9 protein-coding genes are annotated in these 20,762 nt (G+C 76.6%); 8 read left to right on the top strand and 1 reads right to left on the bottom strand.

The genetic code is table 11. The features are described from left to right. Positions 1-79: 79 nt before the first annotated feature. The gene (locus tag CP968_RS04405) at positions 80-1,534 is read right to left on the bottom strand and encodes an alpha/beta hydrolase family protein (protein ID WP_150516729.1); all 1,455 of its coding nucleotides are present in this window, start codon (positions 1,532-1,534) and stop codon (positions 80-82) included. Positions 1,535-1,841: 307 nt separating this feature from the next. Here CP968_RS04405 and CP968_RS04400 point away from each other — a divergent pair, with 307 nt between their 5' ends. From CP968_RS04400 to CP968_RS04365, 8 genes are all read left to right on the top strand, one after another. After that, positions 1,842-2,837: an alpha/beta fold hydrolase gene (locus CP968_RS04400; RefSeq protein WP_150516728.1), complete on the top strand. Its 996-nt coding sequence runs from the start codon at positions 1,842-1,844 to the stop codon at positions 2,835-2,837. A 233-nt stretch (positions 2,838-3,070) separates the two neighbouring features. After that, entirely contained in the window at positions 3,071-10,456 is a 7,386-nt protein-coding gene (locus tag CP968_RS04395) for an amino acid adenylation domain-containing protein (RefSeq protein ID WP_150516727.1), read from the top strand. A gap of 153 nt (positions 10,457-10,609) precedes the next feature. Next, positions 10,610-12,178: an argininosuccinate lyase gene (locus CP968_RS04390; RefSeq protein WP_229886301.1), complete on the top strand. Its 1,569-nt coding sequence runs from the start codon at positions 10,610-10,612 to the stop codon at positions 12,176-12,178. Then, positions 12,144-13,157 carry a GHMP family kinase ATP-binding protein gene (locus CP968_RS04385; protein WP_150516726.1) on the top strand — a complete coding sequence of 338 codons (1,014 nt, stop codon included), beginning with the start codon at positions 12,144-12,146 and terminating at the stop codon, positions 13,155-13,157. The genes CP968_RS04390 and CP968_RS04385 overlap by 35 nt, the downstream gene beginning before the upstream one ends. Before the next feature lie 2 nt (positions 13,158-13,159). Next, complete coding sequence (locus tag CP968_RS04380; protein WP_150516725.1) at positions 13,160-15,427, top strand: pyridoxal-phosphate dependent enzyme; 2,268 nt, start codon at positions 13,160-13,162, stop codon at positions 15,425-15,427. Between the two features lie 111 nt (positions 15,428-15,538). Further along, positions 15,539-15,763: an MbtH family protein gene (locus CP968_RS04375; RefSeq protein ID WP_150516724.1), complete on the top strand. Its 225-nt coding sequence runs from the start codon at positions 15,539-15,541 to the stop codon at positions 15,761-15,763. Beyond that, positions 15,756-17,534 carry a condensation domain-containing protein gene (locus CP968_RS04370; protein ID WP_150516723.1) on the top strand — a complete coding sequence of 593 codons (1,779 nt, stop codon included), beginning with the start codon at positions 15,756-15,758 and terminating at the stop codon, positions 17,532-17,534. The genes CP968_RS04375 and CP968_RS04370 overlap by 8 nt, the downstream gene beginning before the upstream one ends. Next, complete coding sequence (locus CP968_RS04365; RefSeq protein ID WP_167536757.1) at positions 17,531-20,755, top strand: non-ribosomal peptide synthetase; 3,225 nt, start codon at positions 17,531-17,533, stop codon at positions 20,753-20,755. Before CP968_RS04370 ends, CP968_RS04365 begins: the two co-directional genes overlap by 4 nt. Positions 20,756-20,762 lie beyond the last annotated feature (7 nt).

The following is a 20,762-nucleotide window of genomic DNA, read 5'->3' as shown; positions in this document are numbered from 1 at the left end:
CCCGGCCCGGGGGCGCGGGCGGACCCGCCGGAGTGCCGGCACCGTTCGCGGGCGCCGGCCTCCGGCGCGTTCCCGTCCGTCAGCGGCCCGCACCCCCGTACACGGTGAGCTCGCCGTACGAGGCCAGGGCGGCGGCCGGGTCCCGCGGTGCGCCGCGCAGGACGTGGTCGAGGAAGGCGACGCTGGCGGCGGCGGTCAGCCGCGGCCCCTCCGTGCGGCCCCCGGTCCCGGTGAGCGAGGCCAGCGGGGGCAGGTAGAGCGGCGCGTCGGTGAAGGTCAGGTGCGCCGCGCCGGGGACGGTCAGCCGGTAGTTCCGCGACGCGCCGAGTTCGAGGACCCGGGTCAGCCGGGGGATGTAGTCCGGGTCGGTGTCCGGGCCGATGGCCTGGGTGAGCGCGAGCAGCGGCTGCGGGTAGGGGGCCGGCTCCGGCCCGTGCGGGTAGCCGTCCAGGTCGATCACGGCCGAGAAGCGGGTGTCCAGGCGTGCCGCCAGCAGGGCCGCGGCCCCGCCCAGCGAGTGCCCGGTGGCCGCGACCCGGCCGGTGTCGAGCCGTCCGGCGAGCCGTTGCGCGAGCGGTCCGGGGAAGCCGCCGGTGTCGATGCGGCCCAGCGCGGTGAGCACGGAGCGGAGGTCCGCCGCCCGGGTCGCCGTCCACTCGGCCGCCCGCCGCTCGTCCTCGACCGCGTCGCCCGAGGCGGAGACCCGGGTGCGGACCGTACGGCCGTCGTCGAGCACCACCGCCGCCGAGTCGTAGGGGTGGTCGAGCCCCACGACGACGTAGCCCCGGCTGGCCAGTTCCTCCGCCCAGGCCGTGTTCTGGGTGCGCACGCCGCCCAGCCCGGGGGAGAACAGCACCACCGGGAACCGCTCCCGCCCGCCGGCCACCGGCAGGCCGGGCACCGCGTGCGAGCGGGCCCGGGGCAGCCCGTCGAGCAGCAGGCCGGGCACGCCCGCGTAGTCCGCGAGGCCGTCGGCGACCGTACGGGCCTCCCGCTCGGTGCGCCCGAGGTAGCGGGCGGGAGCGGGCCCGGCCGGGTCCCGCCGCGCGGGGTACCAGAACTGGGCCACGACGGTCCGCCGGTCCCCGGGGTCGGCCGTGGCGGGCTCCTGCCGCTCCGGGTCGGTCAGCTGCACCACCTCGGTACCCACCGCGAAGTCGCCCGTAGGCGCGGGGAACACCGGTGTCGGCAGGGCCCAGACCGCCAGCGGGCCCGCCGCGATCAGGGCGAGGCAGGCCACGGTCCCCGGGAGGGCGTACCGTCGGCGGACCCGGCGCGTCGGCCGGCCGCCGCGCCCCCGTACCAGCGGCACCACGACCCAGGGGAGCACGGCGGCGGCCGCCACCAGCACCGGCAGCATCTGCCAGCGCGCCCCGGTCACCCAGAGCGCCACCGCCGACACCACGACGGCGCCGGCCGCCGCCGGCGCCGCCGGCCGCCGCAACCGGGGCGGCGACCACCGCGCCAGGGCCAGGGTGACGGTGCTCGCCACCAGGAGGACTTCCACGGGAGACAACGGAGGTACGACGTCCATCGGATTCACCCGGCCATCGTCGGGTCGGCGCCCGTCCCGTGGCGTCCCCCCGAAGTCGCACGACGGCTGCGACCTCGGTCGTACCGGACGGCGGCCCAACGGGGCCCGCACCGGATCGACTTGGCCCGGCCCGGCCGGGCACCCCCGGCCCGTCCCGTCCCCCGCACCGGTTTGCCGGAGTGGCAACACGGCTCGCGGGAGGGGGCGCGGGCGCGGCAGGCTGGGCGGGCCGCCCCGGCCGGGGCGGCCCCACGGGCCCGGGCCGCCACGACCGTCGGCCCGCCCACGACCGCCACCGGGAGTACCCATGCCGCAGCACCCCCCCGCCGCCCTCCACCGCACGGTCCCCTCGCCCGCGGGCCGCATCCACCTGGTGGAGCAGGGCGAAGGGCCCCTCGTGCTGCTCGTGCACGGGTTCCCCGAGTCCTGGTACTCCTGGCGCCACCAACTGCCCGCGCTGGCCGCCGCCGGGTTCCGGGCGGCGGCCATCGACGTCCGGGGCTACGGGCGTTCGTCCCGGCCCGCCGAGCCGGACGCCTACCGGATGCTCGACCACGTCGCCGACAACGCCGCCGTCGTGGAGGCCCTCGGCGAGCGGACCGCCGTGGTCGTCGGACACGACTGGGGCGCCAACATCGCCGCCGCCTCCGCCCTGCTGCGGCCCGAGGTGTTCCGCGCGGTGGGCCTGCTGAGCGTGCCCTACACCCCGCCGGGCGGCCCGCGGCCCAGCGAGGTCTTCGCGGGGATGGGCGGCCCGGAGGAGCTGTACGTCTCCTACTTCCAGCGGCCCGGACGGGCCGAGGCGGAGATCGAGCCCGACGTCCGCGGCTGGCTGGCCGGCCTCTACGCGGCCCTGTCCGGCGACACCATGGCCGAACCGGGCTCCCCCGACCCGCACTTCGTCGCCCCCGGCGGGACCATGCGCGACCGGTTCCCGGCCGGCCGGCTGCCCGCCTGGCTCGGCGAGGACGACCTCGACTTCTACGCCGGTGAGTTCGAACGCACCGGCCTGACCGGCGCCCTCAACCGCTACCGGAACATGGACCGCGACTGGGTGGACCTCGCGGGCCACGCCGGCGCCCCGCTCCGCCAGCCCTCGCTGTTCGCGGGCGGGGCCCGCGACGCCTCCACGACCTGGCTGGCCGACGCGATCGAGGCGTACCCGACCACCCTGCCCGGCCTGTCCGCCGCGCACCTCCTCGACGGCTGCGGCCACTGGATCCAGCAGGAACGGCCCGACGAGACCAACCGCCTGCTGACCGACTGGCTCGCCACACTGCCCGCCCTCCCCGCGTCCCCCTGACCCGCCTGACCCCGACCCGCGTGCCCCGGCCCGGGCCCCGGCACCCGGGCCCGGGGCGCCACCGGCGCGGGCCGACGGCGCTGCACCGCCCCCCTCGCGCCCCCGTGTCACGTGAATCCGGGACCTGGAACAGGTGACTTCAACCCGATCCGCGCCGTTCATACGCTGGACGTGCAAGCAAGCGGGAGCATGCGCCGCGCGCCGGGTACCGGTGCGGCGCCGAGGGAGTTGTCTTGGCCAGTCACGATCCGATCGACCGCCCTGCCGAGTCGTCGTTCAGCGCGTTCCGCGCATCGCGAGCCCAGCAGCGGATGTACTTCCTCCAGCAGATGGAGGAGGGCCGGCCCACCTACCACATGCCCGTCTTCTACGCCCTCGAAGGCCCGGTGGACGCCGACGCGCTCCGCACCTGTGCCCAGGGCCTGCTGGACCGGCACGAGGCGCTGCGCACCCGCTTCGTCCTGCGCGGCGGCGAGCTGTGGCAGCACGTCGACACGGCGGCCGCGCTCACCTGGTCCGTCGCGACGGCCCACGGGGACGCGGACGTCGAGGAGTGGACCGCCGCCGAGCACCACCGCCCCTTCGACCTGGAGCACGGCCCCCTCTTCCGGGCCGCCCTGCTGCACACCCCCGGCGGCGCCGTCCTCGCCCTGGCCATGCACCACATCGTCGCCGACGGCTGGTCGGTGGGCGTCCTCGTGCGCGAACTGCTCGCCGAGTACGCCCAGCGCACCGGCGCCGCGCCCCGGGAGGGCTCCGCGCGCCCGGTGTCCCAGGAGGCCCCGGAGTACCAGTACGCGGACTTCTCCGACTGGCAGGAGGAATGGCTCGAAGGCCCCGCCGCCCGCCGCCAGCTCGACCACTGGGCGCGCCGGCTCGGCGGGGAACTGCCCGACGCCCCGCTGCCCCGCGACCGCAGGCCGGCCGACGGGCCGGCCCGCGCCGCCGCGGGGCTGCACGCCTTCGACCTGCCCGCCGACGTGGCCGACCGCGTCGAACGGCTCGGCCGCGCCACCCGCAGCACCCCCTACACGGTGCTGCTGGCGGCCTTCCAGAGCGTCCTGGGCCGGTACACGGGCACCGACGACGTCCTCGTCGGCACCCCGGTGGCCAACCGCAACCGCAAGGAGTTCCAGGACACCGTCGGCCTGTTCGTCAACACCCTGGTCATCCGCGCCGACCTCTCCGACGACCCGGACTTCCGGACCCACCTGGAGCGGGTGCGCGACACCGTCCTGGACGCCCAGGACCACCAGGACCTCCCCTACGAACAGGTCGTCGAGCACCTCACCCCCGGGCGCACCGGCGCCGACGCGACCCTCTTCCACGCCATGTTCGGGATGCACGACGAGGACGGCATGACCGCCGGCCTGCCCGGCCCGCGCGCCCGGCTGCTCGACGGGCCCGCAGGCACCGCCAAGTTCGACCTCACCTTCGACGTGGTGCGCGCCGGCGGCGGCCTGAGCTGCCGACTGGAATACCGCGCCGACCTGTTCGAGGCCGCCACCATCGAGCGGTTCGGCCGCCACTACACCCGGCTGCTGGCCGCCGCCACCGCCGACCCCGAACTGCCGCTCAGCCGACTGCCCATGCTCGCCCCCGACGAGCGGCGCGGCACCGGCTCACCGCTCCCCGACCGCGCCTCCCGGCAGCAGGGCCCCGGGCCGGCGGCCGGCTGCGTCCACGAGGCCTTCGCCGCACACGCCGCCCGCACCCCCGACGCCGTCGCCCTGGTCCACGAGGGCACCACCCTCACCTACCGCGAACTCGACGCCCGGGCCAACCGGCTCGCCCACCGGCTGCGCGCCCTGGGCGTCGGTCGCGACACGCTCGTCGGCCTCTGCCTGCCCCGCTCCGCCGACCTCGTCGTCGGCCTCCTCGGCATCCTCAAGGCCGGCGGCGCCTACCTGCCGCTCGACCCCGACAACCCCGCCGAACGGCTGCGCCACATCATCGGCGACGCCCGGCTGCACCACGTCGTCGGCACCACGGACACCCGCGCCCTGTGGGACGCCCCCGGCCTGCGCTCCGTCGACCTGTCGGCCGACGCCGCGCTCCTCGCCGCCGAGCCCGACACCGCCCCCGACTCCGGCGTGACCCCGGACCACCTGGCGTACGTCATCTACACCTCCGGCTCCACCGGCCTGCCCAAGGGCACCCTCGTGCCCCACGCCAACATCACCCGGCTCTTCTCCGCCACCGACCACTGGTTCGGCTTCGGGCCCGGCGACGTGTGGACCCTCTTCCACTCCATCGCCTTCGACTTCTCCGTCTGGGAGCTGTGGGGCGCGCTCGCCCACGGCGGCCGGCTCGTCGTCGTCCCGTACGCCACCAGCCGCTCGCCCGAGGAGTTCCACCGGCTGCTGCGCACCGAGCGGGTCACCGTCCTCAACCAGACGCCGTCCGCCTTCTACCAGCTCTCCCGGGCCGACGAGGAACACCACCGCACGGCCGGCCCCGCCGGAGCCGGACCGAGCCTGCGGCACGTCGTCTTCGGCGGCGAGGCCCTGGACGTGGCAGCCCTCGCCGGCTGGTTCGCCCGGCACGGTGACACCGCGCCCCGCCTGGTCAACATGTACGGCATCACCGAGACCACCGTGCACGTCACCTACCGGCCGCTCACCGCCCGCGACGCCGCCGAGGGCCGGGGCAGCGTCATCGGCGCCCCCATTCCCGACCTGCGGCTGCACCTGCTCGACGCGCGCGGCCGCACCGTCCCGCGCGGCGCCGTGGGCGAGCTGTACGTCGCCGGCGCCGGTCTGGCCCGCGGCTACCTGCGCCGCCCCGAACTCACCGCCGAGCGCTTCCCGTCCGGCATCGGCGCCGACGCCCCCGGAGCGCCCGCCGACGCCCCCGCCGGCCTCCCGGCAGGCGAGCGGCTCTACCGCACCGGGGACCTGGCCCGGGCCCTGCCCGACGGCGACCTGGAGTACCTCGGCCGCATCGACCACCAGGTCAAGCTCCGCGGGTTCCGCATCGAACTGGGCGAGGTCGAGGCCGCCCTCGCCGCGCATCCCCTCGTCGACGCGGCGGTCGCGCTCGTCGCCCCCGACCCGTCCGGCGCCGACGTCCTCGTCGGCTACCTGGCCGTGCCGGGCGCGGCGGACGGCGCCGGGCCCACCGTGGAGGAGATGCGCACCCACCTCGCGCGCCGACTGCCCGGCTACATGATCCCCGGCGCGTTCGTCACCCTCCCCGCCTTCCCGCTCACCGCCAACGGCAAGACCGACCGCCGCCGGCTGCCCGCCCCCGGCTCCGCCGCCCGCACCCCCACGGCCGGCTACGAGGCACCCCGCGGTCCCGTCGAGACCGCCCTCACCGAGGTCTTCGCCCAGGTGCTCGGGCACGACCGGGTCGGCGCCCTCGACAACTACTTCGCACTCGGCGGCGACTCCATCCGCTCCCTCCAGGTACTGGCCCGGGCCCGGGAACGCGGCCTCGCCCTCTCCGTCGCCGACCTCATGCGGCTCCAGACGGCCCGCGCGCTGGCCCCCGCCGCCACCCCCCTCGACCGGGCCGCACCGCCGGCCCCGTACGAGCCGTTCGCCCTGCTCACCGCCGAGGACCGGGCCGCCCTGCCCGGCGGCCTGGACGACGCCTACCCGATGACCCGGCTCCAGGCCGGCATGCTCTACCACAGCGACCTCCCGTCGGCCGGCGGCCGCGTCTACCACAACGTGGCCTCCTACCTGGTCGAGGCGCCCTGGTCCGAGGACGCCTGGCGCACCACCGTCGCCGTCCTCGCCGCCCGGCACGAGATGCTCCGCACCTCCTTCGACCCCCACGGGTTCGGCGAACCCCTCCAGCTCGTCCACCGCGACGCCCGCCCGGAGATCACCTTCGAGGACCTCGGCGGACTCGACCCCGACGCGCAGCGCACCGCCGTCGCCGCCCGCTACGCCGCCGAGCGCGACCGCCCGTTCGCCTGGGACCGCGCCCCGCTGCTCCGCTTCCACGTCCAGCGGCTCTCCGGCACCCGCCTCCAGCTGTTCGTCGCCGAGCACCACGCCGTCCTGGACGGCTGGAGCGAACGCTCCCTGCTCACCGAACTCGCCGCCTGCTACACCGAGGCGCTCGCCGCCCCCACCCCCGCCGACGGGCCGTCACCGGAGGCGGGCCCCCGCTCCCGGTTCGCCTCCTTCGTCGCCCTCGAACGCGCCGCCCTGGCCGACCCCGACCAGCGGGCCTTCTGGGCCGGTCAGACCGCCGGCGCCCCCGCCACCCGGCTGCCCCGGCCCGCGCCGGCCGGCGGCCCGGCCCTGATGTCCTGGCACCTCGCCCCGCTCCCGGAGGACCTGCACGCACGGCTGACCGCGCTGGCCGCCGCCTGCGGCACCTCCCTGCGCACGGTCCTGCTCGCCGCCCACCTGCGGGTCACCGCCCTGCTCGCCGGCGCCGACGAGGTCACCACCGGTGTGGTCCACAACGGACGCACCGAGGAGACCGACGGGGACCGGGTCGTCGGCGCCTTCCTCAACACCCTGCCCTTCCGCGTCGACACCGCCGGGCTGAGCTGGCGCGCGCTCGTGGCCCGCGCCGCCGCCCTGGAGGCGGAGGTCCACGCCCACCGCCGCTTCCCGCTCGCCGAGATCCAGCGGCTCTCCGGCGGCAGCCCGCTCTTCGAGACGTTCTTCAACTACACCCACTTCCACGTCGAGCACGACGGCGCCGCCGAGGGGGCCTTCACCGTCCTGGAGGAGACCGGCGAGGCCGGTACCGACTTCGCCTTCGGCGCCGAGTTCTCCCGCACCCCCGACGGCTCCCTCCTCGAACTCGGCCTGCGCTACGACGCCGCGCAGTTCACCGCGGACCAGATCGGCGCCGCACACGCCTCCTACACGGCCGCCCTGCGGGACCTCGCCGAGGCCCCGGACCGCGACTGCGGCGCCGCCGACCTCCTTTCCGAGGCCGAACACCGCCGGTACGCGGACTGGAACGACACCGCCGCTGCCTACCCCCGGCCGCACGTCCTGACCGCCCTCGTCGACGAGCAGCGCGACCGGACCCCGGACGCGCCCGCCGTCCGCTTCGAGGGCGCGGAGCTCACCTACCGCGAGCTCGACGCCGCCGCGGAGCGGATCGGCGCCGCCCTGCGGGAGCGGGGGGCAGGGCCGGGCACCTTCGTCGGCCTGCTGCTGGAACGCTCCCTCACCCTGCCCGCCGTCCTGCTGGCCGTACTGAAGTCCGGCGCCGCCTACGTGCCGCTGGACCCGGAGCACCCCGCGCCGCGCGTGCGGTCCCTGCTCGCCGAGGCCGGCATCGGCCTGGTCGTCGCCGACGGGGCCTGGGCGCGCCGGCTGGCCGGCTCGGACGTCACCGTCGTCCGGCCGGACGAGACGCCCGCCGCCCCCGCCCCGGCCACGGGCCCGGGCCCAGGCCCAGGCCCAGGCCCAGGCCCCGCCGACCCGGCGTACATGATCTTCACCTCCGGGTCCACCGGCAAGCCCAAGGGTGTCGTGGTGTCCCACCGCGCCATCGCCAACCGGCTGCTGTGGATGCAGGAGGAGTACGGGCTGACGCCGGGGGAGCGGGTGCTGCACAAGACGCCGTACACCTTCGACGTCTCGGTGTGGGAGCTGTTCTGGCCGCTGCTGACCGGCGCCACCCTGGTCCTGGCCCGGCCCGGCGGCCAGCGCGACCCCGGCTACCTCGGCGACCTGATCCGCGAGGAGGGCGCCACCACCGTCCACTTCGTCCCGTCGATGCTCAGCGTGTTCCTCGACGACCCCGCCGCGACCGCCGCCGCGAGCGGCCTGACCCGGGTGGTGTGCAGCGGCGAGGCCCTGCCGTACGAGGTGCAGCGCCGGTTCTTCGAGCGGCTGCCCGGCGTCGAACTGCACAACCTGTACGGGCCCACCGAGGCCGCCGTCGACGTCACGTACTGGCAGTGCCTGCCGGACGCCGGCGACACCGTGCCCATCGGCCGCCCCATCGCCAACATGCGCACCCACGTGCTGGACCGCCGGCTGGCCGAGGTGCCCCTCGGCGTCACCGGCGAGCTGTACCTCGAAGGCGTCGGACTCGCCGACGGCTACCACGGGCGCCCCGACCTCACGGCCGAACGGTTCGTCGGGCACACCGGCCCCGACGGCGCCACCCGCCGCCTCTACCGCACGGGCGACCTCGCCCGGCACCGCCCCGACGGGGCCCTGGAGTACGCGGGCCGCACCGACCACCAGCTCAAGATCCGCGGCTTCCGCGTCGAACCGGGCGAGATCGAGGCGGTCCTCGCCGAACACCCCGCCGTGCGCGACTGCGCGGTCCTGCCCCGCGGCGCACGGCTCGTCGGCTACGTGGTCCCCGACACGGCCGCCGGCGCCGCCCCGGAACCGGCCGAACTGGCCCGCCACGCCCGGGAACGGCTGCCCGAGTACATGGTGCCCTCCGCCTGGGTGCGGCTGGCCGACCTCCCGCTGACCGCCAACGGCAAGCTGGACCGGGCCGCCCTGCCCGATCCGGACCCCGCCGAACGCCGCGGCGCGGCCGAACCGGCACCGCCCCGCGACGCGCTCGAAGCCCGTCTCGCCGGCATCTGGGAGCAGCTGCTGGGCGCGGGACCGGTCGGCGTCCACGACGACTTCTTCGACTCCGGCGGCCACTCCATCGACGCGCTGCGCCTGATCGGCCGCGTCAACCAGGCCTTCGGCGAGCGCCTCGCGGTCTCGGCCGTCATGGAGCACCCGACCGTCGCCCGGCAGGCCGCCGTGCTGCGCGCCCGCCACGGCGCGGCCGCACCTGACCCGCTGGTCCGCATCCAGCCCGAGGGCGCCCTCGACCCGCTGTTCCTCGTCCACCCGATCGGCGGGAACGTCTTCTGCTACCGTGCGCTCGCCGCCGAACTGGGCACCGACCGGCCCGTGTACGGCCTGACGGCGCCCGGACTGAGCGCCCCCGACGGGTCCGACGCACCCGACGCACCCGACGCACCCGGACAGGTGGACGCCGCCGCCGCCGGGCCCGGCACCGTCGCCGAGCTGGCCGCCGCCCACCTGGCGACCCTGCGCCGCCACCGCCCGCACGGCCCCTACCACCTCGCCGGCTGGTCCTTCGGCGGGCTCCTCGCCCACGAGATGGCCGTCCAACTGCACGCCGCCGGCGAGGAGGTGGCCTCCCTCACGCTCCTGGACACCGCCCACCCCGCGCCCGACCGCGTCCCGGCGGACGAGGCCGAGCTGCTGGAGTGGTTCCACGAGGACCTGGCCCGCTCCGCCGGCTTCGACCCGCCGCAGGAGGCCGCGGCCGCCCTGCGCGACGCGCTGCGGGCGGCCGGGGACACCGGGGCCCGGCTCGCCGTGCTCGCCGAGCGGGTGGAACGCGACGGGTTCGCCCCCGGGCTGGACCCGCGGGACCTGGCCCGCCACTACGCGGTCTTCCGCACCGGCATCCTGGCCGCCGCCCGCCACCGGCCCGCCGCCGCACCCTGCCCGGCCGTGTTCGTCCAGAGCGTCACCGGCGCCGAGGAGCGCGCCGCCGACCGGTGGGCCGAGCGCTCCCCGGCCGGACTCACCCGCCACGACGCCCCGACCGACCACTACGGGCTGATGCGCCCGCCGCACGTCGCCGAGGTCGCCGCCGTCCTGCGCGCGTCCCTCTCCGGGGCCGGGGCGGACCACCGCTGACCGCGGCGCCGTCCGGCCCGTGACGCCCGGGGGCACCCCGCCCCCGGGCCCCGCCCACCGTACGCACCACTCCTGCGCGCGCCCCCGCGTCGCCGAGCCCTGGGCCCGACGCGCCCCCCGCGCCCCGCACCCGAACAGGAACGGAAACACCACGTGACGAGCGACATCCCGGAGCCGGCCCCCGAGCTGAGCGGCCGCATCAGCGGCGGCCCCGGCCGACTCCTGCACGACGAAGTGCTCGCCCCGCAGTTCCGGTTCGAATCCCGGTACCTGCTGCGCCACTACGTCGCCATCGAGAAGACCCTCGCGGCCGAGTACGTCCGCATGGACCTGATCACCCCCGAGGAGGCCCACCGGATCGCCGCCCGACTGGACTCCGTCGGCCCCGACACCCTCAGCGCCCGGCCCGACGCCAACATGTCGGACATCGCCTTCGCCCTCGAACGGCACGTCGAGGCCGGCCTGGACCGGCCCGTCGTGCGCTGGCACGCCGACCGCAGCCGCAACGACCTCCAGGCCTGTGCGCAGGTCATGTACGGCCGCGACCAGCTCGCCCGCTTCGCCACCGCCCTCCTCGAACTCGGCACCGTCGTCCACCGGCTGGCCGAGGAGACCTGCGACCTGCCCATGCCGGGCTACACCCACTTCCAGGCCGCCCAGGTCATCACCCCCGGCTTCTACCTCAGCGCCCTCTCCGAGCACCTGCTCCACACCCACGACCGCCTGCTGCGCACCTACGACGGCATCGACGCCTGCCCGCTCGGCGCCGGCGCCATGGCCGGACAGGAACTGCCCTGGGACCGTGACCGGATGGCCCGGCTGCTCGGCTTCGCCCGGCCCCAGCCCAACGCCCTGACCGCCGTGGCCTCCCGCCGCTGGAGCGCCGAACTCACCGCGGAACTGAGCCTGCTGGGCACCGCCCTGAGCCGCTTCACCACCGACCTGCTCACCTGGGGCGGCAGCGAGTACGGCTTCATCGAACTCCCCGACGAGCTGTCCGGCATCTCCTCCGCCATGCCGCAGAAGAAGAACTACCCCGTACTGGAACGCATCCGCGGCCGCACCGCCCACCTGACCGCCTTCCACTTCGACGTCCTGCTCGGGCAGCGCAACACCCCCTTCTGCAACCTCGTCGAGGTGTCCAAGGAGGCCGGCACCCACCTGCTGAACGCCTTCGACTCCGCCCACGGGACCGTCCGCCTCCTCACCGAGGTGCTGCGCCGGCTGACCTTCCGCGCCGACCGCATGCGCGCCGTCTGCGCCCGTGAGTTCCTCGGCGGCTTCAGCCTCGCCAACGCCCTCACCCTCACCGAGGGCGTGCCGTGGCGCACCGCCCAGGTCGTCGCCGGGAAGTACGTGGTGCTCGCCGCGGCCGCCGGCGCCGCCCCCGCACCGGGCGAACCCGCCCTGCTCGCCGAGGCCGCCGCCGGACACGGCATCACCCTCGCCGAGCCCGCCCGGCTGCTCGCCGAGGCCTTCGACGTCGACCGCGGCCTGGAGCGCATGGTCTCCGCCGGCTCCGCCCGCCCCGCCGCCGTCCGTACGGCCCTGCACGACCAGCGGGAGGCCCTCGCGCGGATCGGCGCCGACTGGGAAGGGCGCGCCGCGGCGATCCGTGCCGGCGCCGAGGACAACGACCGGGCCCTGTACCCCGCGGACCCCACGACCCACGGCGAGGAGGACGGCGATGGTGCCCGCACCCACGTACAGCGGACGCACTGACCCGGCGGCCGCGACGGGCCCCGTCCCGGTCCCCGGACCCGCGACCGCGCCCGTCCCCGTGCCGGGGCCGGCCGCGGGCAGCGCCTTCGGGACCTTCGGCGAGCTGCTCCAGGGCGCCCTGCCGCACCCGCAGGGCGACTTCCTCGTCACCTTCCCCCTCGCCCGCTGGGCGACCGTCGTCTACCACCCCCGCCCGGGCCGCCCGGGCGTCCAGGTGCGGCCCGCGCACAAGGGCAAGTCCCGCCGCGTCGCCGAAGCCGTCCTGGCCGCGCTCGGAGCGACGGACGGCGGCCTGCTGGACGTGGCCGGCGACCTCCCCGAGGGCAAGGGCCTCGCCAGCTCCTCCGCCGACCTCGTGGCCACCGTACGGGCGGTGGGAGCGGCCTACGGGCGCGAGTTCACCCCGGCCGAGACGGAGACCTTCCTGCGCGGCATCGAACCGGCCGACGGGGTGATGTACGACGAGATCGTCGCCTTCCACCACCGCGAGGTGCGCCTCGGCCGCCGCCTCGGCGTCCTGCCCCCGCTCGCCGTCGTCGCCCACGACGAGGGCGGCCAGGTCGACACCGTCGCGCACAACCGCGGGGCCCGCAGCATCGACGCGGCCGCCCGCGCCGAGTACGCCCTCCTCCTGGACCGGCTGACCGCCGCCGTGGCCCGCGGAGACCTCCAGGAGGTCGGCGCGGTCGCCACCCGCAGCGCCGAGATGAACGCCCTCCGCCGCAGGCGCGCCGGATTCGCCGAACTGCGCGCCCTGTGCCGCGAGGTCGACGGCCTCGGCCTGGTCCTCGCCCACAGCGGCACCATGCTCGGCGTCCTCCTGGAGGCCCACGACCCGGCGCTGGCCGGCAAGACCGAGCACGTCCGGGCCGGCTGCGCCGCCCTCGGCGGCGAGGTGTCCGTACACCGCTCCCTGGGCGCGGGCGACAGCTGGAGCCCGCAGACCGCGCCCGTCCACCCCATCGAGCTGGAGATCTGACCATGCTGTTCGACACCGTGACGGACGCGATCGGGGCCACCCCGCTGGTCCGGCTCCGCCTGGGCGAGGCCCGCGGCGTGGAGGTCTACGCCAAGCTGGAGCTGCAGAACCTCTTCGCGATGAAGGACCGGGTCGCCCGCAACATCCTGCTGGAAGCCCGGCGGCTGGGCACCCTGCGCCCCGGCGCCCCCGTCATCGAGAGCTCCTCCGGGACCATGGCGCTGGGCGTCGCCCTCGTCGGCCGCTCCCTCGGCCACGAGGTCCACATCGTCACCGACCCGCGGATCGACCCCGTCACCCTCGCCAAGCTCCGCGCCCTGGGCTGCCGGGTGCACGTGGTCGAGGCGATGACCAGCCACGGCTGGCAGAGCGCTCGCCTGGAACGCCTCGCGGAACTGCTGGAGGAACTGCCCGGAGCCTTCTGGCCGCAGCAGTACACCAACCCGGACAACCCCGGCGCCTACCGCACGCTCGCCGGTGAACTCCTGGCCGACCTCGCCCGGTTCGACACCCTCGTCGGCGCCGTGGGCAGCGGAGGCTCGCTGTGCGGCACCGCCCGCGCACTGCGCGAGACCCTGCCCGGGCTGCACGTCGTCGGCGTGGACTGCGTGGGCAGCGCCCTCTTCGGCCAGCCCGACGTGCCGCAGCGGCTGCAGAGCGGCCTCGGCAACAGCCTGCTGCCCAAGAACCTCGACCGGACCCTCGTCGACGAGGTGCACTGGCTCAACGACCACGAGGCCTTCGCCGCGACCTGGGACCTCGCCCGCGAGCAGCAGATCTTCGGTGGGAACACCTCCGGCTCCGTCTACCGCGTCCTCACCGGCCTCGCCGAGCGCGCCGAGCCCGGCACCCGCATCGTCGGCATCCTGCCCGACCGCGGCGACCGGTACGCCGACACCGTCTACAACGACGCGCACTGGGAGGCCCACGCTCTGCGCGAGGTCCCCACCGCGACCGCGCCGGCCGCCCTCGACCCCGGCGAGACCGCCCGCACCTGGTCCCGGCTCGCCTACAGCGCCCCCGCCGACCTCCGCCGCCACCTCCTGTTCGTCGAGTCCAACACCACCGGCACCGGCATGCTCGCACTGGAGCGGGCCCGCGAACTGGGCACCGTACCGGTGCTGCTCACCGGCGACCCCGGGCGCTACCGCGGGCTGGAGGCCACCGGAGCCGAGGTGGTCCGCTGCGACACCAACTCCGCCGCCGCCCTGCGCGCCGCCGTCCAGGAGCGCTTCCGCCGCGAGGAGATCGCCGGGGTGACCACCACCAGCGACTTCTACGTACCGTCCGCCGCGCTGCTCGCCCAGTGGCTGGGCCTGCCCGGCAACCCGCCCGGGGCGATGGCCGTCTGCCGCGACAAGTCCGCCCTGCGGGAGGCCCTGCACGCGGCCGGCGTCCGCCAGCCCCGCTACGCCCTGGTCCGCGCACCGGGCGACGTCGCCGCGGCCGTCGCCCGCACCGGGCTGCCCTGCGTGGTCAAGCCGGCCGACGACTCCGGCTCCACCAACGTGCTGCTCTGCACCGACGAGGCCCAGGTCCGCGCCCACGCGCAGCGCGTCCTGGCGATCGGCACCAACGTGCGGGGCATGCCGACCGCCCGGACGGTCCTGGTCGAGGAGTACCTCGACGCACCCGAGTACAGCGTGGAGATGTTCAGCTGGGACGGGCGCGCCGAGTGCGTCGGCATCACCGCCAAGTCCGTCACCGCGACCCCCCACTTCGTCGAGCACCGCCACCTGTTCCCGGCCCCACTGCCGCCGGCCACCGCCCAGCGGATCACCGAGACGGTGACCGCGGCCCTGGACGCGGCAGGCGTCCGGCTCGGCGCCACCCACACCGAGGTCAAGCTGACCGCGGACGGCCCCGCGCTCATCGAGATCAACCCCCGTCCGGCCGGCGGCATGATCCCCGAACTGATCAGGCTGGCCACCGGACTCGACCTGCTCCAGGAGCAACTGCGCGCCTCCCTCGGCCGCGCACCGAGGCTCAAGGCCGAGGCCGCCGGGCACGCGGGCATCCAGTTCCTCCTCGCCGACACCGACGGCACCCTCGCCGCAGCCCGCGGCGCCGAGGCCGCCGCCGCCGTCGACGGCGTCCAGTCGGTCCTGGTCACCGCCGCGCCGGGCACCGCCGTACGGCGGCCGCGCAGCGCCTCCGACCGGCTCGGGCACGTCATCGCCCGGCACCCGCTGCCCGAGGGCGTGCACGCCGCGCTCGACGAGGCCCGGGCCCTGCTCCACCTCGACATCACGGCCGGCCCGCGCCCCTGAACCGGGCCCGCCGCCCCACCGAGCACCACACCGACCCGTCCGGCTCCGCCGGAACCACCACCGCGCCGTACGACCCGTACGGCCGCACCCCGACCCGTGAGGTGACCTGCCATGAGCAACCCCTTCGAGAACGACAACGCCGCCTACGTCGTGGTCCGCAACGACGAACTCCAGCACTCCCTGTGGCCCGCAGCCAACGCCGTCCCCGCCGGCTGGACCGTGGTGCACGGCCCCGACGGCCGCCAGGCCTGCCTGGACCACGTCGAGCGCGTCTGGACCGACATGCGCCCCGCCTCCCTGGTGGCCGCCCTGGCCGGGACGACGCCCCGTGACTGACCACGTCCAGACCCTGCGCACCCTCTTCGCCGAGGTCCTCGGCGTCGGCGTCGAGCCCGGGCACAGCTTCACCGGGCTGGGCGGCGACAGCATCCAGGCCATCCAGGTCGTCAGCCGCGCCCGCGCGGCCGGCCTGGCCGTCAGCACCCGGGACGTGCTGCGCTCCGAGAGCGTCACCGCCCTGGCCGCCGCCGCCCGCGCCCACGACCGGGCCCGGGACGACGCCCGCCCCACGGCGCCCCCGCGCGCCCTCGGCCCGCTGGCCCCCACCCCGATCATGCGGTGGCTCGGCGAGCTGGGCGGCCCCGTCGACACCTACAACCAGTCCCTGGTCCTGCTCACCCCGCCCGGCTTCGGCGCCGCGGCCGCCGAACGCGCCGTCCAGGCCCTGCTCGACACCCACGACATGCTGCGCCTGCGCCTGCCCGCCGGGATCGGCGCGACGGACGGGACCGGCGCGGCCGGGGCCGAGCCCGTCGTCCCGCCCGCCGGCTCGGTGGCCGCGGCCGACCTGCTGGAACACGTCGACGCCCGCGACACCGCGCAGGAGGCGCTGCCCGCCCTGACCCGGGAGCGGATGCGGGCGGCCCGCCGGCTGCTCTCGCCCCGGGACGGCCACATGCTGCGCGCCGTCCTCCTGGACCGCGGCCCCGCACGCCAGGGCCGCCTGGCCCTCGTCGTCCACCACCTCGTCGTGGACGGCGTCTCGTGGCGCATCCTCCAGGACGACCTCCGGTCCGTCCACGCGGCCCTCGCCGAGGGCCGCGATCCCGCACCCGCCCCGGTGCGCACCCCCTTCGCGCACTGGGCGGACCTGCTGCGCGCCGACGCCACCTCCGGCCGCAGGACGGCCGAGGCGGGGCGGTGGGCCGCCGCGCTGCGCCCGGACCCGCACCCCCTGGCGGGGGTCCGGGCGCCGGGCGGCCTGGACCCGGAGAGCGCGGAGCACACCCACACCCTCACCCTCGGGCCGGAGGTCTCCGGGCCGCTGCTCACCACCGCGCCCGGCCTGGTCAACGGCTCCGTCAACGACGTCCTGCTGACCGCCCTGGCACTGGCGGTGCTCGACTGGCGGCGCGCGGACGCCGACGCGGCGGCCGGCCCTGACGAGGACGGCGCCGTCCTCGTCGACGTCGAGGGCCACGGGCGGGAGGACGTCGCCGACGGCCTCGACCTCTCCCGCACCGTCGGCTGGTTCACCACCGTCTTCCCCGTCCGCCTCGCCCTCGGCCGCCCCGACCTCGACGACGCCCGCGCCGGCGGACCGGCCCTGGGCGCAGCCCTGCGGCTGGTCAAGGAGGAGCTGCGGGCCGTACCGGACAAGGGCATCGGCTTCGGCCAGCTGCGCCACCTCAACTCCCGTACCGGACCGGACCTCGCCGGACGCGGGATCCCCGAGATCGGCTTCAACTACCTCGGCCGCTTCCCCATGGGCGGCCGCGCCGACTGGGACGCCGCCCCCGGACACGCCTTCGCCCTCGACGACGCCGACGACGGCCTGCCCATGGCGCACGCCGTCGAGGTCAACGCGGCCGCCCACGAGGGCCCGGACGGGCTCACCCTCAGCGCCACCTGGACCTGGGCGGGCAACGCCTACCCGGCCGAGCGCGTACGGGAGCTCGCGCGGGCGTGGTTCACGATGCTGCGCGCCGTCGCCGCGTACGCCGAACGACCGGACGCCGGCGGCCTGACCCCCTCCGACGTCCCCCTCGCCCAGGTCAGCCAGGCCGACCTCGACTCCTTCGAATCCCAGCTCGGAGCCCTGCTGTGATCCCTCTGTCCCACGCCCAGCAGCGGCTGTGGTTCCACGCCCGCGACGGCGCCGACGGCGCGCTCTACCACATCCCCGCCGGACTGCGGCTGCGCGGCCCGCTCGACGCCGCCGCGCTGGACGCCGCCCTCGCGGACGTCACCACCCGCCACGAGGCCCTGCGCACCGTCTTCCCCGACGACGCCGGCCGCCCCCGCCAGCACGTCCTGGACCCGGCCGCCGGCGCCCCGCGGCTGACCCGCACCGCCTGCCCGGCCGACGAGCGCGCCGCCCTGGCCGCGCGCAGCGCCGCCCGGCCCCTCGACATCTCCACCGAACCGCCGCTGCGCGCCGAGCTGTTCACCCACGGGGAGGAGGACCACTACCTGCTGCTGGTCCTGCACCACATCGCCGGCGACGGCCTCTCCCTGAACATCCTCGTCCGCGACCTGGCCGCCGCCTACACCGCCCGATGCGGCGGGCAGGACCCCGACTGGCCCGAACTGCCCGTCCAGTACCCGGACTACGCGCTGTGGCAGCGGGAGGTCCTGGGCGCGGCGGACGACGCCGCCTCCCTGCACGCCCGGCTGCTCACCCACTGGGCGGACGTCCTCGACGGCCTGCCCGAGGAACTGGCGCTGCCCACCGACCGCCCGCGCCCCGCGGTGGCCGGACACCGCGGCGCCCTGGTGGAGACCCGTACGGGCGCCGAGGCGCACGCCGGCCTGGCGGCGCTCGCCCGGTCCCGGCGGGCCACGCCGTTCATGGCGGTCCAGGCCGCCTTCGCCGCCCTCCTGACCCGGCTCGGCGCCGGCACGGACCTGCCGCTGGGCTGTCCCGTCGACGGCCGCGACGACGACGCGCTGGCCGACCTCGTGGGCCTCTTCGTCAACACCCTGGTCGTGCGCGCCGACACCTCCGCCGACCCCTCCTTCGCCGAGGTGCTCGACCGGGTGCGGTCCGCCGCCCTGGAGACCTACGCCCATCAGGAACTGCCCTTCGAATCCCTCGTCGAACGACTCAATCCGGCCCGCTCGCCCGCCCGCCACCCGCTCTTCCAGGTCGCCGTCTCCGCGCAGCGCACCGAGGAGCGCCCGCCGTCCTTCGCGGGCCTGGAGACCGAGGTGGAGGCGGTGCGCACCGACACCGCCAAGTTCGACCTCACCCTGGAGGTCGAGGAGCTGCACGACCCGGCGACCGGGGAGCCGCGGGGGCTGGCCCTGGGGCTGGAGTACGCGAGCGACCTGTTCGACGGTCCGACCGCCCGGCGCCTCCTGGACCGGCTCGTCCACCTGATCGACGCGGTCGTCGGCGACCCGCACGCGCCCATCGCCACCCTGGACGTGCTGCTGCCGGGGGAGCGGGCCGACCTGCTGGAGCACTGGCAGGGCGCCCCCGCCGCCCCCGACGCCCGCACCGTCCACCGGGCCTTCGAGGAGCGGGCCGCCGCCCACCCGGACCGGCCCGCGGTCCGCCGCGGCACCGAGGAGACCACGTACGCCGCCCTCGACCATCGGGCCGACCGGATCGCCGACCGGCTGCGTGCGCTGGGGGTCCGGCCCGGCGAGGCCGTCGCCGTGCTGATGGACCGCTCCGCCGGTCTGATCGCCGCCTGCCTGGGCGTGCTGAAGGCCGGTGCGGCCTACCTCCCGCTCGACGCCCGCGCCCCGCGGGCCCGCACCGAGTCCGTGCTCGCCGGAGCGGGTGCGGCCGTCCTGATCACCGACGCCCCGGAGCACGCACCGGTCCCGGCCGGGCCCCGGCACGTACTGCGGCCCGACGACGGCGCCGGTGCCGACCCCGGTGCCGGTGCCGGTGCCGGTCCCGACGACGCTGCCGCGGCCGGCGATCCGGCGGCCGGCCACCCCGACGCCCTCGCGTACCTGATGTACACCTCGGGCTCGACCGGCACCCCCAAGGGCGTGGCCGTCTCGCACCGCGAGGTCGTCGCCCTCGCCACGGACCGGCGCTGGCGGGGCGGCGCGCACGAGCGCGTGCTGTTCCGCTCCCCGCACGCCTTCGACGCCTCCACCTACGAGCTGTGGGTGCCGCTGCTGAACGGCGGCCTCGTCGTCGTCGCACCCCCCGGCGACCTCGACGTGGACGAACTGGGCCGCCTGATGGCCGCGCAGCGGGTCACCGGCACCTTCCTCACCGCGACCCTGTTCAACGTCCTCGCCGACCGGTGCCTGCCCGAACTGGGCTCCCTGCGCGAGGTGATGACCGGCGGCGAGGCCGCCTCGCCCGCGATGGTCCGCCGAGTCCGCGAGGCCTGCCCGGACACCACCGTCACCAACGCCTACGGACCCACCGAGACCACCACCTTCGCGGCCACCTTCGCCGTCGGCCCGGGGCAGGAGGCGCCGGAGGGACAGGTGCCGATCGGCCGCCCGCTCGACGGAACCCGGCTGCACGTCCTCGACGCCCGCCTCGGCCTCGTCCCGCCCGGTGTCACCGGCGAGCTCTACATCGCCGGGGCCGGCCTCGCCCGGGGCTACCTCGACCGGGCCGCGCTGACCGCCGAACGCTTCGTCGCCTGCCCGTACGGGCCCCCGGGCGCGCGGATGTACCGCACCGGCGACCTGGCCCGCTGGAACGGAGCCGGCCAGGTCGAGTACCTCGGCCGCGCCGACCGGCAGGTCAAGATCCGCGGCATGCGCATCGAACCGGGCGAGATCGAACACGCCCTGACCGCGCACCCCGCGGTGGGCCAGGCCGCCGTCACCGTCGTGGACACCGCGGCCGGACCGGCCCTGGCCGGCTACGCCGTGCCCGCCGAGGGCGCCCCCGCACCCGACCCGCACGCGCTGCGCGCCCACCTGAGCGCCGAACTGCCCGCCTACCTGGTGCCCGCGACGATCACCGTGCTCGACGCCCTGCCCGTGACCGCCAACGGCAAGGCCGACCTGGCCGCGCTGCCCGCACCGGGCCCGGCCGCCGGCGCCGGTCCGGACCGCCAGGGGCCGCGGACCGACGACGAGCGCGCCCTGTGCGCGATCTGGGAGCGGGTCCTCGGCCAGGAGGGCATCGGCGTCCACGACAGCTTCTTCGACCTCGGCGGGCACTCCCTGCTCGCCACCCAGCTCCTCGCGGAGGTCCGGTCGCGGTTCGGCGCCGCCGTGGGCATCCGCCAGTTCTTCACCGGCCCGACCGTCGCCGCCCTCGCCGCCGCCCTCCCCGGCTGCGCCGCCGCCGAGGAACCGCCGATCGTCCGCCGGGCCCGGCGCACCCAGTCCGCCTGACCACAGA

The sequence above is a fragment of the Streptomyces subrutilus genome, assembly GCF_008704535.1.
Classification (GTDB): Bacteria; Actinomycetota; Actinomycetes; order Streptomycetales; family Streptomycetaceae; genus Streptomyces; species Streptomyces subrutilus.
The sequence above is the reverse complement of the archived record's forward strand: the minus strand, read 5'-3'. Positions and strand labels throughout refer to the sequence as shown.

Bases quoted from the DNA above. Each gene is read 5' to 3' on its own strand.
- CP968_RS04405 (WP_150516729.1), bottom strand. From the start codon at position 1,534: ATGGACGTCGTACCTCCGTTGTCTCCCGTGGAAGTCCTCCTGGTGGCG.
- CP968_RS04400 (WP_150516728.1), top strand. From the start codon at position 1,842: ATGCCGCAGCACCCCCCCGCCGCCCTCCACCGCACGGTCCCCTCGCCC.
- CP968_RS04385 (WP_150516726.1), top strand. From the start codon at position 12,144: ATGGTGCCCGCACCCACGTACAGCGGACGCACTGACCCGGCGGCCGCG.
- CP968_RS04380 (WP_150516725.1), top strand. From the start codon at position 13,160: ATGCTGTTCGACACCGTGACGGACGCGATCGGGGCCACCCCGCTGGTC.
- CP968_RS04375 (WP_150516724.1), top strand. From the start codon at position 15,539: ATGAGCAACCCCTTCGAGAACGACAACGCCGCCTACGTCGTGGTCCGC.